At 72.9% G+C, this 14,142-nt stretch carries 13 protein-coding genes and 2 pseudogenes; 8 read left to right on the forward strand and 7 right to left on the reverse strand.

Going from position 1 to position 14,142, the window contains the following annotated elements:
• The first annotated feature begins 69 nt into the window (after positions 1-69).
• Positions 70-789 (forward strand): SDR family oxidoreductase, encoded by a 720-nt coding sequence (locus tag QSK45_RS01400; RefSeq protein ID WP_285552365.1) that lies wholly within the window; start codon positions 70-72, stop codon positions 787-789.
• A 149-nt stretch (positions 790-938) separates the two neighbouring features.
• On the opposite strand, the gene QSK45_RS01405 is transcribed toward QSK45_RS01400, so the two are convergent.
• On the reverse strand, positions 939-1,415 hold the full coding sequence (locus QSK45_RS01405) for a MarR family winged helix-turn-helix transcriptional regulator (RefSeq protein WP_285552366.1): 477 nt from the start codon (positions 1,413-1,415) through the stop codon (positions 939-941).
• Positions 1,416-1,555: 140 nt separating this feature from the next.
• Between QSK45_RS01405 and QSK45_RS01410 the strand changes: the two genes are divergently transcribed.
• Positions 1,556-2,473 (forward strand): quinone oxidoreductase family protein, encoded by a 918-nt coding sequence (locus QSK45_RS01410; protein ID WP_285552368.1) that lies wholly within the window; start codon positions 1,556-1,558, stop codon positions 2,471-2,473.
• A 4-nt stretch (positions 2,474-2,477) separates the two neighbouring features.
• A pseudogene (locus QSK45_RS01415) lies at positions 2,478-3,307 on the forward strand (LamG domain-containing protein); the annotation flags it as partial.
• 147 nt (positions 3,308-3,454) lie between these two features.
• On the opposite strand, the pseudogene QSK45_RS01420 reads toward QSK45_RS01415, so the two are convergent.
• A pseudogene (locus tag QSK45_RS01420) lies at positions 3,455-4,465 on the reverse strand (bile acid:sodium symporter family protein); the annotation flags it as partial.
• A gap of 167 nt (positions 4,466-4,632) precedes the next feature.
• Here QSK45_RS01420 and QSK45_RS01425 point away from each other — a divergent pair.
• The 3 genes from QSK45_RS01425 (at position 4,633) to QSK45_RS01435 (ending at position 8,618) form a co-directional block, all read left to right on the forward strand.
• Positions 4,633-5,502 (forward strand): LysR substrate-binding domain-containing protein, encoded by an 870-nt coding sequence (locus tag QSK45_RS01425; protein WP_285552370.1) that lies wholly within the window; start codon positions 4,633-4,635, stop codon positions 5,500-5,502.
• 365 nt (positions 5,503-5,867) lie between these two features.
• Positions 5,868-7,694, forward strand: coding sequence for an AMP-dependent synthetase/ligase (locus QSK45_RS01430; protein ID WP_285552372.1), 1,827 nt, complete (start codon positions 5,868-5,870; stop codon positions 7,692-7,694).
• An 87-nt stretch (positions 7,695-7,781) separates the two neighbouring features.
• Positions 7,782-8,618 (forward strand): aldo/keto reductase, encoded by an 837-nt coding sequence (locus QSK45_RS01435; RefSeq protein ID WP_285552374.1) that lies wholly within the window; start codon positions 7,782-7,784, stop codon positions 8,616-8,618.
• Positions 8,619-8,741: 123 nt separating this feature from the next.
• On the opposite strand, the gene QSK45_RS01440 is transcribed toward QSK45_RS01435, so the two are convergent.
• Positions 8,742-9,353 carry an antibiotic biosynthesis monooxygenase family protein gene (locus QSK45_RS01440; RefSeq protein ID WP_285552375.1) on the reverse strand — a complete coding sequence of 204 codons (612 nt, stop codon included), beginning with the start codon at positions 9,351-9,353 and terminating at the stop codon, positions 8,742-8,744.
• 188 nt (positions 9,354-9,541) lie between these two features.
• Between QSK45_RS01440 and QSK45_RS01445 the strand changes: the two genes are divergently transcribed.
• Positions 9,542-10,237 (forward strand): glycoside hydrolase family 75 protein, encoded by a 696-nt coding sequence (locus QSK45_RS01445; RefSeq protein WP_285552377.1) that lies wholly within the window; start codon positions 9,542-9,544, stop codon positions 10,235-10,237.
• Between the two features lie 13 nt (positions 10,238-10,250).
• Here the strand turns inward: QSK45_RS01445 and QSK45_RS01450 are convergent, their stop codons facing one another.
• Positions 10,251-10,952 (reverse strand): SDR family oxidoreductase, encoded by a 702-nt coding sequence (locus QSK45_RS01450; RefSeq protein WP_285552378.1) that lies wholly within the window; start codon positions 10,950-10,952, stop codon positions 10,251-10,253.
• A 78-nt stretch (positions 10,953-11,030) separates the two neighbouring features.
• On the reverse strand, positions 11,031-11,999 hold the full coding sequence (locus QSK45_RS01455) for a class I SAM-dependent methyltransferase (RefSeq protein ID WP_285552380.1): 969 nt from the start codon (positions 11,997-11,999) through the stop codon (positions 11,031-11,033).
• Between the two features lie 147 nt (positions 12,000-12,146).
• Between QSK45_RS01455 and QSK45_RS01460 the strand changes: the two genes are divergently transcribed.
• Entirely contained in the window at positions 12,147-12,911 is a 765-nt protein-coding gene (locus tag QSK45_RS01460; RefSeq protein ID WP_285552382.1) for a phytanoyl-CoA dioxygenase family protein, read from the forward strand.
• A gap of 60 nt (positions 12,912-12,971) precedes the next feature.
• Here the strand turns inward: QSK45_RS01460 and QSK45_RS01465 are convergent, their stop codons facing one another.
• Together QSK45_RS01465 and QSK45_RS01470 are read right to left on the reverse strand one after the other, a co-directional pair.
• Positions 12,972-13,712, reverse strand: a complete 741-nt coding sequence (locus tag QSK45_RS01465; RefSeq protein WP_285552384.1) for a class I SAM-dependent methyltransferase — start codon at positions 13,710-13,712, stop codon at positions 12,972-12,974.
• A gap of 5 nt (positions 13,713-13,717) precedes the next feature.
• Positions 13,718-14,023: a 4a-hydroxytetrahydrobiopterin dehydratase gene (locus tag QSK45_RS01470; protein WP_285552386.1), complete on the reverse strand. Its 306-nt coding sequence runs from the start codon at positions 14,021-14,023 to the stop codon at positions 13,718-13,720.
• Positions 14,024-14,142 lie beyond the last annotated feature (119 nt).

Raw genomic sequence — 14,142 nt, forward strand, 5'->3', positions numbered from 1 at the left:
GTCCGAGAGGCGTCCCGCGGGGTCGTCCTCACAAGAGAAACCGTCCGACGGGGCGGAGAAGGAGTTCCCATGGGTCTGCGGGGACAGCGTGTCGTGGTGCTCGGCGGTACGTCCGGTATCGGGCTCGCGGTGGCCGAGGGCGCCGCGGCCGAGGGCGCCGAGGTGGTCGTCGCCTCGCGGCGGCAGGAGAACGTGGACGCGGCGCTGAAGCAGCTGCCGCAGGACGCGCGCGGGGAGGTGCTGGACACGACGGACGAGGCCGCCGTCCGCGCGTTCTTCGAACGGCTCGGCGCGTTCGACCACCTGGTGTACACGGCGGGCGAGACGCTGATGCTGGAGAGCGTGGCGGAGACCGGACTGGCGCGGGCGCAGCGGTTCCTGGACACCAGGCTGTGGGGTGCGTACGCGGCCGTGAGGTACGGCGCGGGGTCGGTCCGGGAGGGGGGTTCGGTGGTGCTGACCACGGGGACGGCGGGGCATCGGCCGCTGCCGGGTTCGAGCGTGGTGTCGGCGCTGTGCGGGGCGATGGAGGCGCTGACGCGGGCGCTCGCAGTGGAGTTGGCGCCGGTACGGGTCAACGTGGTCGCGCCCGGCCTCGTCCGCACGGAGCTGTGGCGCGAGCTGCCGGAGGCGGAGCGCGAGGGGCTGTACGCGGCGTCGGCCACCTCGCTGCCGGTGGGCCGGGTGGGCGAGCCCGCGGACGTGGCGGAGGCGTACCTGTATCTGATGCGCGGGGGCTACAGCACCGGTTCGGTGGTGGTCGTGGACGGAGGCGGGACGCTGGCCTGAGGACGGGCCCCGCGGCCACAGCCGGCCGGGCTGGCCGGCCGACCAGGCCGACCAGGCCGCCCAGCCGGCCCGGTCGCCCAGTCGGCCCGGTCGAGCCCTCAGGTGGCCCGGTCGAGCGCTCAGGTGGCCCGGCCGGCGTCCGCACCCCGTCACCCCTCCGCGCCGGAGATCCGTGTCAGCAGGAGCACGAACAGCTCGCGTTCGGCGGCCGAGAGGGGGGCGAGAAGTTCCTCGTTGGCCGTACGGGCGGCGCGCTCGCAGCGTTCGAGGAGCAGGCCGCCCTCCGCGGTGAGGGACACGGCGTTCTTGCGGCGGTCCCGGGGATCCGGCGCGCGGACGACCAGACCGGCGCTCTGCAGGTCGTTCAGGATGCCGACGAGGTCCTTGGGGTCGAGGGCGATCCCCCGCGCGAGGTCGGCCTGGGCCACGGGGGCGAGGTCTCGCACGGCGGAGAGAACGACGTGGTGCCACATCTTCAGGCCCTCGGCGGCGAGCGCCTCGGCGACGAGGGCGCGGCCCCGTGCGGCGGCCCGGCCGAGGATCCAGCTGGGCAGGGCGCGGATCGCGGTCAGGGGTGGTTCGGCGGTCGGGCGGGAATCGGTGGTCGGTCGTGGGTCGGCGGCCATGTGGGGGAGCCTATCCGAGAAATCGTTGGACTCCCCCACGATCACGACTATATCGTTGGGGCTCCCAATGATTTCGCGGGGTTCCCTCGGTCCCTTCCCCGCGACCCGTCACGCCGGTGCAGCCGGCCATGGAGGTTGCGATGCGTCGCGTCCGGTACGACTCCCCCGGTGGCCCCCTGTTCACGGAGGAAGCCGCCGTCCCCGAACCCGGTCCGGGACAGTTGCTCGTGCGCTGCGCGGCGGTCGGGGTCACGCTGCCGGTCGTCCGCAAGGCCTCCGAGGGCGCCGAGCCGATCCCGCTGGGCGGCGAACTGGCGGGCGAGGTGGTGGCGGTCGGCGCGGGAGCGACCCGGTTCCGGACCGGTGACCGGGTGACCGGACTGTGCTTCGGCCACGGATACGCCGACTACGCGGTGCTGGAGGAGACCATGGCCTCGCCGGTGCCGGAGGGCGCCACCGATGTGGACGCGGTCGCACTCGTGCGCGGCGGGCTGGTGGCGTTCGGCGCCCTGTCCGCGGCGCGCCCGGAGCCGGGCGAGTCGGTGCTGGTGACGGCGGCGGCGAGCGGGGTGGGGCACCTGGCGGTCCAGCTGGCGCGGGCACGGGGAGCGGGCCGGGTGGTGGGGGCCGTGTCCGATCCGGCGAAGGCGGAGTTCATACGCTCCCTCGGCGCGGACGACTGCGTGCGGTACGCGGACGACAGCTGGGGAGACCCCGTCGACTGCGTCCTGGACGCGGTCGGCGGCGACCTGCTCACCCCCGCCGTCGCCGCCCTCGCCCCGCACGGCCGGCTCGTCGCCTACAGCTCGGGCGGCGGCACGGTCCGGGCGTACGACCTGCTGGTGGGCGCCAAGTCGGTGATCGGCTTCCAGATGGCGCTGATCGCCCGCGGCAGGCCCGAGCTGTACGAGCGGTGGCGGCTGGAGCTGTGGCGGCTGTTCGCCGAGGGTGCCGTACGGCCGGTCGTGCACGCGGAGTTCGCCCTGGAGGAGGCGGCGCGGGCGCACGCGGTGATCGAGAGCCGGTCCAACCTGGGCAAGGTCGTGCTGCGCCCGTGACCCCGGAAGCCCTGCCCTGCCGGCCTGCCCCGCCGACCCCGACCGGCGCCGCACCATGATGATCCGCTCATCGTACGACGGCGGCCGCACCTGGGACGGCGTGGACCGCGCAACGGTCGTCACCACCGACTGGTCGGGCTACTCGGACCTGGTGCGGAGGACCGGGGACACCGTGGGCCTGCTCTACGAGGGGGGTCGGTGGACGCGCGGGACGAGATCCGTTTCGCGCGGTTCACCGAGGACTGGCTCGCCCCGCGCCGGGGCCCCGACCCGGTCACCCCGGAGGGCGACGCCGTGCGTCTGCCGTACCGGGCGAGCCCGCCGCTCGGTACGAAGGACTTCGCCGCGTCGCTGCTCCCCGGTACTCGGCGACGACCGGGGAGCAGCCGCTGCTGGGGGTGGGCGGGACAGGCACCAGCGAGCCGCAGGTGTGGCTGCGCGGGGAACCGGCGAACCACCGGATACAGGGGCTGATCACCGTGCGCGACGGCGCGGCGGCGCCGCGGACGGTGTACGCGCGCACGGACGCGGCGTACGACGACGGCCGGTGGCACCACGCGGCGCTGCGTCGCGGCGGCGGCGCGCTGTCGCTGTTCGTCGACGGTACGAAGACTTCGGTCGTCGATGTACCGGGCTCGGTGAGCCGCGACTCGCCGTTCGGCGTGCACATAGGTAGGTCAGCGCATGGACAGGCGGGCCTTCTTCACGGGCGCGATCGACGAGGTGCACGTGTGGGACCGGGCGCTGACGGACGAGGAGCTGGCGGACCCGAAGGCGCCGCGGTCACCGAAGGACACGGTTCTGTGGCCGCCCCTGGACCAGGTGAGCGGCTGAGCCCTCGGCGCCGCCGCCCGCCCGGGGCCCAGCGGTGCCCCGTTCCTCGGCCCCGGTGGCACCGCTCGCCTCCGTCCCGGTGGCGCCGTCTCCCTCGGCCCCGGCACCCCGGTCGGACCCGGTGGCGCCGTCTCCCTCGGCCCCGGCACCCCGGTCGGACCCGGTGGCGCCACCGCCCTCGGCCCCGGCACTCCGGTCGGCGGCATCGGCGTCCGCCGCCGGGTCGTGGGCGCGGCGCTTGGCGATGACCGCGCACACCATCAGCTGCATCTGGTGGAAGAGCATCAGCGGGAGCACGGCCAGGGAGGCGTGGGCGCCGAAGAGGACGCTCGCCATGGGCAGGCCGGAGGCGAGGGACTTCTTGGAGCCGGCGAACTGGATGGCGATCCGGTCCTCCCGCCCGAAGCCCAGTGCCCTGCCGCCGTACCAGGTCCCCGCCAGCATCACGGCGAGCACCGCGGCCTCGACCACGAGGAGCGCGCCGAGCCGGGCGGGGCTGACCTGGTGCCAGATGCCCTGGACCATGCCCTCGCTGAACGCGGTGTAGACGACGAGCAGGATGGAGCCGCGGTCGACCAGCCCGAGGACCTTCTTGTGCCGGGTGATGAAGGCGCCGATCCAGCGCCGCAGGACCTGCCCGGCGAGGAACGGCACCAGCAGTTGCAGCACGATCTTGACGAGCGAGTCGGCGGAGAAGCCACCGCCGCTGTTGCCGAGCAGTCCGGCGGCGAGCAGCGGCGTGACCACGATGCCGACCAGGGAGGAGAAGGAGCCCGCGCAGATCGCGGCGGGCACGTTCCCGCGTGCGATGGAGGTGAAGGCGATGGACGACTGGATCGTGGAGGGCACCAGGGTCAGGAAGAGCAGGCCCTGGTAGAGCGGCTGGGTGAGCAGCACCGGGACGGTGGCGCGGGCGGCCAGGCCGAGCACGGGGAAGACGACGAAGGTGCAGGCCAGGACGGTGGCATGGAGCCGCCAGTGGCGCAGTCCGTCGAGCGCTTCGCGGGTGGAGAGGCGGGCGCCGTAGAGGAAGAAGAGGAACGCGATCGCGGCGGTCGAGGCGCCCGAGGCCACGGTGGCGCCGGTGCCGTGGGCCGGGAACAGCGCGGCCAGGCCCACCGTGCCGACGAGCAGCACGATGTACGGGTCGACGGGCATCCAGCTCGGCCAGCGCAGGCGTGTCACGGTGCTCCGATGGTGTGCGACGGTGGTCCGGTCCGGGACCCGGGGGCCCCTCCCATGATCCCCTGCCCCGTGTCGATCGGGAAACCGGTACACCGTTCTCACTGTCATCGCGATTCGCGATAGCGACATAGTCTGGGGGCGTGTACGACCCCACCCAGCTGCGGACCTTCCTCGCGGTCGCCCAGACGCTGAGCTTCACCCGGGCGGCCCGGCGGCTCGGTCTGCGCCAGTCCACGGTGAGCCAGCACGTGCGAAGGCTGGAGGACGCGGTGGGGCGGCCGCTGTTCGCCCGGGACACCCACTCCGTGGAGCTGACCGAGGACGGCGAGGCGATGCTGGGCTTCGCGCGCCGGATCCTGGAGGTGCACGAGCAGGCGACGGCGTATTTCAGCGGGACCCGGGTGCGAGGCCGGCTGCGGTTCGGCGCGTCGGAGGACTTCGTGCTGACCCGGCTGCCGGAGATCCTGGAGGGCTTCCGCTACGACCACCCCGAGGTCGACCTGGAGCTGACGGTCGAGCTGTCCGGGATCCTGCACGAGCGGCTTGCCGCCGGGAAGCTCGACCTGGTGCTCGCCAAGCGGCGCCCTCAGGACCCGAGCGGCGCGCTGGTGTGGCGCGACGATCTGGTGTGGATCGGCGCGGAGCGGCTGCGCCTGGACGCCGAGCGGCCGGTCCCGCTGATCGTCTACCCGCCGCCCGGCATCACCCGGGCGCGGGCCCTGGAGGCGCTGGAGAGGCAGGGGCGCGACTGGCGGATCGTCTGCACCAGCGGCAGCCTCAACGGGTTGATCGCCGCCGCCCGCGCGGGCCTCGGGGTGATGGCGCACTCCCGTCGGCTGATCCCGGCGGGGCTGATCCGGCTGCCGGAGCGCGCCGGGCTGCCGGAGCTGGGCAAGGTCGACTTCGTCCTCGTGCACGGCCGCGGCCGGCCGGGGACGCGGGAGGCGGCGGACGCCCTGGCGGCGGCCGTCCTGGCGGGCGGGGAGCGGCTGCGGCGCCACGGGGGCTGACTGCGGTGTGGCGCGCTTCACAGGGGCGCGGGCCGGGGCCGGGAGGCCGGCCGCCGCGAAGGCCGCGGGTCCCACGGCCGACGGCGCCCCGCACGCGGTGCGGTCATGGCCGTAACCGCCCTGTACAGAGGGGTAATCGGCGCGTACAGATTCAGTGGAGATTACGGCGCCGAAACTTACTGACCTGTCAGTATCGTGTCCGTCCCTTCCCCATGTGCGGGCATTTTCCGGACAACGCTCGGGTGGAAGGCGAGGTTTGCTCTGTTTCCGCCCCCCTCCCCTCCCGTCGGGGTGTGAGGTAGCTTTCACGGCGCTGTGCCGAGCATCACCGGCGCGTTCAGGCAGCGAGGATCGGGGAGCGAGGATTGCGCGAGTTCACCAACCCGCCTCTCACGTCGGCACCGCCGGTGGGTGGTCTGGCCGATGTGGTCTTCGAGCACGCCCTGGCGGATCCGGGGCGTGTCGCCCTCGGCCGCAAGGACGCCGCCGGAGAGTGGCGCGACGTGACCTCCGCCGAGTTCCGTGACGAGGTCCTCGCCCTGGCCAAGGGCCTGCTGGCGAGCGGGGTCCGGTTCGGCGACCGGGTCGCGATCATGTCCCGCACGCGCTACGAGTGGACGCTGTTCGACTTCGCCCTGTGGACGATCGGCGCCCAGGTGGTGCCGGTCTACCCCACGTCGTCGGCCGGGCAGTGCTTCTGGATGCTGCACGACGCCGAGGTCACCGCGGCGGTCGTGGAGCACGAGGACCACGCGATGACTATCGCCACGGTGATCGGCCGGCTGCCGCGGCTGCGCCAGCTGTGGCAGCTGGACGCGGGCTGCGTGCAGGAGCTGTACGACGCCGGCGCCCACCTGGACGACGAGGTCGTGCACCGGCACCGCCAGGCCGTCACCCCGGACTCGGCGGCCACCGTCATCTACACCTCGGGCACCACCGGCCGCCCCAAGGGCTGCGTGCTCTCGCACGGGAACTTCATGTTCGAGGCGGACAGCGTGGTGGGCCGCTGGGAGCCGGTGTTCCACTCCAAGCGCGGCGACGAGGCCTCCACCCTGCTGTTCCTGCCGCTCGCCCATGTCTTCGGGCGCATGGTGGAGGTCGCCACGATCCGGGGCCGGGTGCGCCTCGGCCACCAGCCGCAGCTGAACGCGGCCGCCCTGCTGCCCGACCTCCAGGCGTTCAAGCCGACGTTCATCCTGGCGGTGCCCTACATCTTCGAGAAGGTGTTCAACGCCTCCCGGCGCAAGGCGGAGAAGGAGGGCAAGGCGGCGCCGTTCGAGAAGGCGGTCGATGTCGCGGTGCGGTACGCGGAGGCCGTCGAGGCGAAGGCGTGGGGACTCGGGCCGGGGCCGTCGGCCGGCCTCCGGATGCAGCACCAGCTGTTCGAGAAGCTGGTGTACGCGAAGGTCCGCGCCGCGATGGGCGGCCGGATCCGCAACGCCATGTCCGGCGGCTCGGGCATGGACCGCCGGCTCGGGCTGTTCTTCGCGGGCGCGGGCGTGCAGATCTACGAGGGCTACGGCCTGACCGAGTCGACGGCCGCGGCGACCGCGAACCCGCCCGAGCGCACCCGGTACGGCACCGTCGGCCAGGCGATCCCCGGGACGACCGTGCACATCGCGGACGACGGCGAGGTCTGGCTGTACGGCGGGAACGTCTTCCAGGGCTACCTGAACAACCCGAAGGCGACCGACGGGTCGCTGCACGACGGCTGGCTTGCCACCGGCGACCTCGGCTCCCTCGACGACGACGGCTATCTGACGATCACCGGCCGCAAGAAGGAGATCCTCGTGACCTCCGGCGGCAAGAGCGTCTCGCCCGGCGTGCTGGAGGAGCGGGTGCGCGATCATCCGCTGGTCAGCCAGTGCATCGTGGTCGGCAACGACCGCCCCTACGTCGCGGCCCTGGTCACGCTCGACCACGAGGCCGTCGAGCACTGGCTGCAGATGCGCGGCAAACCGGCGATGGCGCCCGCGCGGCTGGTGCGGGACCCGGATCTGGAGGCGGAGGTGCGGCGCGCGGTGGTCGCCGCGAACACGCTGGTCTCCCAGGCCGAGTCGATCCGCACGTTCCGGATACTGGCGCAGCCGTTCACCGAGGAACAGGGGCTGCTGACACCGTCGTTGAAGCTGAAGCGGAAGGCGATCGAAAAGGCGTACGAGCGCGAGGTCGAGGCTCTGTACAGATCCTGACATCCCGGGCGGGTCAGGAATGTATCGCGGTGTGTGATCGTTGACGATGGAGTCCCACGTCGTCGACAAGCGAAGGATCACCAGCTCGTGAGCAGCAAGGTCCCCCCGATCATCCTCAACAACGGCGTCGAGATGCCCCAGTTGGGCTTCGGCGTGTGGCAGGTTCCGGACGACGAGGCCGAGCGGGCCGTCGGTACGGCGCTGGAGGCCGGGTACCGCAGCATCGACACGGCCGCGGTGTACGGCAACGAAGAGGGCACCGGCCGGGCCATCGCGGCCTCCGGTCTGCCCCGCGAGGAAATCTTCGTCACCACCAAGCTCTGGAACAGCGACCAGGGGTACGACGCGACACTGCGTGCCTTCGACACGTCGCTCGGCAAGCTGGGGCTCGACCATCTCGACCTGTATCTGATCCACTGGCCGCTGCCGGCGCGGGACCTGTACGTCGACACGTACAAGGCGCTGGAGAAGCTGTACGCCGACGGGCGGGTCCGGGCCATCGGTGTCTCCAACTTCCTGCCGGAGCACCTTCGGCGGCTCGCGGAGGAGACGTCCGTGATCCCCGCGGTCAACCAGATCGAACTGCATCCGCACCTTCAGCAGCACGCGGCGCGGGAGTACCACGAGGAGCAGGGCATCCGCACGGAGGCCTGGTCGCCGCTCGGGCAGGGCAAGGGCCTGCTGGAGGTGCCGGCGATCGTGGCGATCGGGCAGAAGCACAACCGCACTCCCGCACAGGTGGTGCTGCGGTGGCACATCCAGCAGGGCACGATCGTGATCCCGAAGTCCGTGACGCCGTCGCGGATCAAGGAGAACATCGAGGTGTTCGACTTCAGCCTGGACGAGGAGGACCTGGCGGCGATCGGCGCGCTGAACGAGGACCGGCGGCTCGGTCCCGACCCGGCGACGTTCGACATGGGCTGACGCACGCGGCGGCGTGGGGAGCGCCGCGCGGGCGACGGTGCCGCGGTTCCCCAGGGCGCGGGGAACCGCGGGAGCCGGTCAGGACCGGACGCCGCGGACCGCGACGGCACGGCGGGGCCGCGGTCAGAGCGTGTGCGGGTCCGCGTGGATCACGTCGAACTCCTCCAGCGCCACCACCGTCACGTGCGCTTTCGCCGTGACGGACCGGCGGATGGCGGACTGCGCGGCGCGGGACGCGGCCAGGGTGCGGTGGTCGGTGAACACCGTGCCCACGATGCCCCTGCCCCGGTCGCGGTCGAGGAACAGCGCCGCGCGGGCAAGCCCCTGCACCGTCTCCAGCCGCGGCAGCGCGGACGCGTGGAAGGTGTCGGCCAGCAGGTCCGCGTCCCTCGGGTCGAACTCCAGGCGGGCGACGCGCAGGGCGCCGCCCACCACCGGCCGGGGCAGCGCGTGGAAGACCGCGACGCGATAGTGCTCGACCGCCACCGACGCGGCGAACGGTTCCAGCAGGGCCGGGCGCCGCTCGCGCATGACCTCGTCGCTGTTGACCTGCGCCTCTTCGGACTCCCACCAGCTGACCGTGAGCAGCTTGCCCAGCTCACGGTCGACGAAGACGCCCGCACCCCGGTAGCCGGGCCGCTCCTCCAGCAGATCGTGGCCCTGGCTGTTCAGGACCCGCAGCGCCGAGTCCAGCAGGGCCGGATCCCCGGTCGCGTACACGGTGCGTACGAACATGAAGCCTCGCCTCCCGGGTGCGGATGACGCGGACCCCTCCCGTCCCTCCAGTCTCGCCATGGGCGCAAACCACCGCAATACGCATGAGTTTCGCGCGTTCCCGGGCGCAGGGTTGACGCGCACATGGCACCTACGCCACCGTGGAGCCGCCCGGTAAGGAAAGTTTCCTAACAGAAGGGTCCCCCACAGTGCGTCTTCGATCACTGACCCTCGCCGCGGCCTCCGGGGCCGCCCTGCTCGCCGCCGGCCTCGTGCCCGCGCACGCGCTCGCGACCCCCGCGCCGAAGGCCGCCCAGGAGGGCTCGGTCAGCGCGGCCGACCTGCTCGCCAAGGTGAAGTCCTGCTCGCAGATCTCCAACGGCAAGTACAAGACCGACGACGAGACCTCGGCCACGGTCCCGGTGTGCGGCAAGAACGGCGCGGTGTTCTGGAAGGCCGACATGGACATCGACTGCGACGGCCAGCGCACCACCGACTGCAACGAGGACCGCGACCCCTGGTACCAGGACGACACCGCCTTCCACCAGTCCGACGGCAAGCCGCTGAAGGCCGAGTCGCTGCCCTACGTGGTGGTGCCCAGCACCAGCGGCATCTGGAACTACTCGAACGCCGGTATCAAGGGCGGCGGCGTGGTCGCCGTGATCTACGCCGGCAAGGTGGAGTACGCCGTCGTCGGCGACACCGGTCCCACGAAGATCATCGGAGAGGCGTCGTACGCCACCGCCAAGGCGCTCGGGATCGACCCCGACCCGGCGACCGGCGGCGCGGACTCGGGGGTGACCTACATCCTGTTCAAGAACTCCAAGGTCTCCCCCATCGAGAGCCACAGCGCCGCCGTCTCCCTCGGCAATCAGCTGGCCCAGCAGTTCATAGCGAACAACTGAAGCCGCCACTACGTCAGTTGGGCTGACCCAACGGACGTACGACCACGGTGTTGACGTCGACCCCGGCCGGCTGCCGGATCGCCCAGACCACGGAGTCGGCGATCTGGCCGGCGGTCAGCAGGTGCCCCGGGGGCAGGCTGCCGTAGCCGTCCCAGAACGGGGTCTCCACCCGGCCGGGGGCGACCAGCGTCACCCCGACACCGAACTCGGTGACCTGGCGCCGGGTGTTCTCGGCAAGGCCCGTGACCGCCCACTTGGTGGCCCCGTAGAGGTTGCCGGGCGTGTTGACGAACCCGGCGACGCTGCCGACGAGCACGATCCGGCCGCGGGTCTCCTTCAGCGCCTCGATCGAGGCGCGGACGAGCAGGGCCGGGCCGAGGACGTTGGTGAGGACCATCTCGGACCAGCCGGCCGGATCGCCCTCGGCTACGGAGTCGTGGGTGGCGACGCCCGCGTTGGCGACGACGGTGTCCAGCCGGCCGTACGCCTCGAGCGTGCGGTCGACCGCGTTCCGCACGTCGTCGTACACCGCCGCGTCACCCACGACCGTCCGCAGCGCCCCGGGATTCCCCAGGCTGTCGGCGAGGTCCCGCAGCCGCCGCTCCGTGCGGCCCGTGACGGTGACGCGGTGTCCCGCCTCCAGCAGTTGCCGGGCGACGGCCGCCCCGATGCCGCTGCCGCCGCCGGTGATGAGCGCGACCGGAGAGTCGTTCATCGCTTCCCCCTCGGATGTCGTCGGACGAGGGGGAAGTCCACCACGTGAAGCACTCTCGAAGTCAAGCGCTCCGCGCGGTCAGGACGGGCGTACGGCCGTGTACACCGTGTGGGCGGACAGCACGAAGACGTCCGGCCGCTGGTGGACGCTCGCGGGGTCGGCGGGGTCCAGGAGCCGGTCGAGGGTGTCCCGGTCCTCGGCGGTGAGGCCGTCGGCGAGGCCCTCGCGCAGGCGGGTGAGGGAGGCGGTGACGTAGGCGCGGGTCCGGTCGTCGGCCGGGGCGGGCAGGTCGAGCAGGAAGCTGCGGGTGCCGGTGTGCCGCAGACCCGCGGCGGTCAGCAGCACCGGCCAGTCCTCGGTCTCGGCGACGGAGCCGGGCAGTTCGGCGCGCATGCGGGTGAACCACTCCTCCTCCAGCGCGTCGATCCGCGCCTGGAGTCCGGGGCGGCCGATGCCGAGGTCCCGGGGCAGGAAGCGGGAGGGCAGGCCGCCTTCGAGCAGGGCCAGGGTGCCGCCGGGGGCGAGCCGCTGCGCGAAGGCGGTGAGCGCGGCCCGCTGGTCGCCGAGGTGGTGCAGGCTGCGGCTCGCCCACAGCAGGTCGGCCGGCTTCTCCAACCCGTCGAGCACGTCCGGGAGTTCACCGGCGAGGGTGCCGAAGCGGTCCGCGAAGCCCTGGCGGCCGGCGCGGGCTCGGGCCCGGTCGAGGAGCGGCGCGGTGCCGTCCGCGGCGATGACCCGGGCGCCGGGGAAGGTCTCGGCGAACAGGCAGGAGAGGACCCCCGGCCCGCTGCCCGCGTCCACGATCAGTCCCGGCTCCGCGACCTCGTCCGCGAGCCAGGACAGTGCCTGCCGGTACAGCGGGGTGAACAGTTCGGCCTGGGCCTCCAAGAGGGGGGCCATCTCGTTCCAGTCGATGTCCGTGCCGTGACCGTGGCCGTGGCCGTGCTTATAACCGTGGCCGTGCTTGTGGCCGTGGCCGTCTCCCTGGTCCCGGCCCTGTCCGTCACCGTGTCCGTGGCCGTGATCGCTGTTGTGGTCGTGCGCCATGGTGGTCAGCCTCTCTTCCGGATGCCGTCAGGGTGCGACGGCACACCGGGCGGGGGCCAGTTCCGTTGCCGACCCGGCAAATCCTCGGCGGGCCGGCCGGGAAAATCCGGATGCCCCGGGCCGCTCCCCTCGTCCACCATCCTCCGCATGGGCAACGACATGGTGGAACGGTTCATCGCCGACGGGTTCGTGAAGATCGAGGGCGCGGTGCCGCCCCGGGTCGCCGAGGACTGCGCACGGCTGCTGTGGCGGGAGACGGGGTACGACCCGGAGGACCCCGGCACCTGGAGGGAACCGGTGGTGCGGATCGGCGGCATGGCGCAGGGACCGTTCGCCGCCGCCGCCAACTCCCCCGTCCTGCATGAGGCGTTCGACCTGCTGGTGGGTGAGCGGCGGTGGCTGCCGCGGTACTCGCTGGGCACGTTCCCGCTGCGCTTCCCGCACCCCGACGAGCCGGGCGACGCCGGCTGGCACATCGAGGGCAGCTATCTGCCCAAGGGCGCGACCTGGTTCCACACCAACCTCCGCTCGCGGGACCGGGCGCTGCTGATGCTGTTCCTCTTCAGCGAGGTGACCGAGGAGGACGCCCCGACGCGGATCCGGGCCGGCTCGCACCTGGACGTGCCGCCGATCCTCGAACCGTACGGCGAGGCCGGCGTCTCGGGACTGGAGATCGCCCCCGCGCTGGCCACGGCGAGCGGGCACCGGCCGCTCGCCCTGGCCACCGGCCGCCCCGGCGATGTCTATCTGTGCCATCCGTTCCTGGTGCACGCGGCGCAGCCGCACCACGGCACCCGGCCGCGCTTCATGGCGCAGCCGCCGCTGGAGCCGGCGGTGCCGTACGAGCTGGAGCGGCCGGACGGGGCGTACTCGCCGGTGGAGTCGGCCATCCGCCGAGGGCTCGGGCGATAGCGCAGGCGGCAGCGGCAGCCCACCGAAGCCCCCGCGCCCGCCCGCACCCGCCAGGGCCCGTCAGGGTTTACGGAAGGCGTGCAGGGTGAACGTCGGGTCCGCGCGCGGGCGGTCCTGGTCCGGGAGCGCGGCGAGCCGGGCGGAAAACGTCTCCCTGCGGGGATCGCCGGGCGGCAGCTGGCTGAACCAGCCCCGGTGCAGATCGTCGATGGTGCTGCGGGGGCTGCGGCCCTGGCCGACGCCGCGGAACGCGGAGTGCCCCGCGGGCCCGAGTCCGTGCCGGGCGGCGTGCGCCGCGACGAGGGCGGCGGCGTCCGCGGCCGGGCGGATCGGGCGGTCGGCGAGGGCGGCCTCGATGTCGCTGCCCACGTCGTGCGCGGCGGCCTTGTCGACGGTGGTGACGTACACCCCGCCGGGTCTGAGGACGCGGGCGCACTCGGCGATGACGGCACGCAGATCGTCCGGGTCGGTCAGCAGATGGAGCAGCCAGACGCTGATGACGGAGTCGAAGGTGGCGGCCGGGAAGGGCAGTCGGCGGCTGTCGGCGCGGACGACCGCGCCGGGCAGGCGGACGGCGGCCCTGCGGATCATGCCGGGGGCGAGGTCCGCGCCGGTCACCCGGAGCGCGGGGCGGGCCGCGGCGAGCCGGCGGGTGACGATGCCGGTGCCGCAGGCGAGGTCGAGGAGGCGGCCTGGGCGGTCGGGTATCAGGTCGAGGACGGCGGCCGCGGCGGCTTCGGCGCGGGCCTCGCCGCCGCGTGACGCGTCGTAGACACGGGCTTCCTTGTCGTAGTCCAGCACAACGCTCAGTGTGCGCCGTGGCCTTGGGCGATGTCCTCCACTCTGCGGGCGAGCGTGAAGTCCTTCCCGGTGAGCGCCCCGCCGGCGCTGTGGGTGGTGATGGCGAGCGCCACCGAGTGGTAGCCGAGGGTGCAGTCGGAATGGTGGTCCAGCTCGTCCTGGATGCCCGCGATGTGCATGACCAGGGTGGCCGCGGCGAAGTGCGAGGCGAGCCGGTAGGTGCGGGTGAGCCGGCCGCCGTCCGCGGACCAGCCGGGGAGTTCGGCGAGCCGGTCCTCGATCTCCTTCTGCGACAGCGGTGCGACGGCCATGGCACGGTCTCCCTTCGGGGTGGGGCGGAAGTCTGCGCTCAGCCTGCCACGCGCCGGGCCGGGACAGCCGGGCGACGCGTCATGGGCGCGTCCTCGGCGCGTCCGCGGGTGCGAGGTCG

Origin of the sequence: Streptomyces hygroscopicus subsp. hygroscopicus (genome assembly GCF_030269125.1) — a bacterium.
Taxonomy (GTDB): Bacteria; Actinomycetota; Actinomycetes; order Streptomycetales; family Streptomycetaceae; genus Streptomyces; species Streptomyces hygroscopicus_C.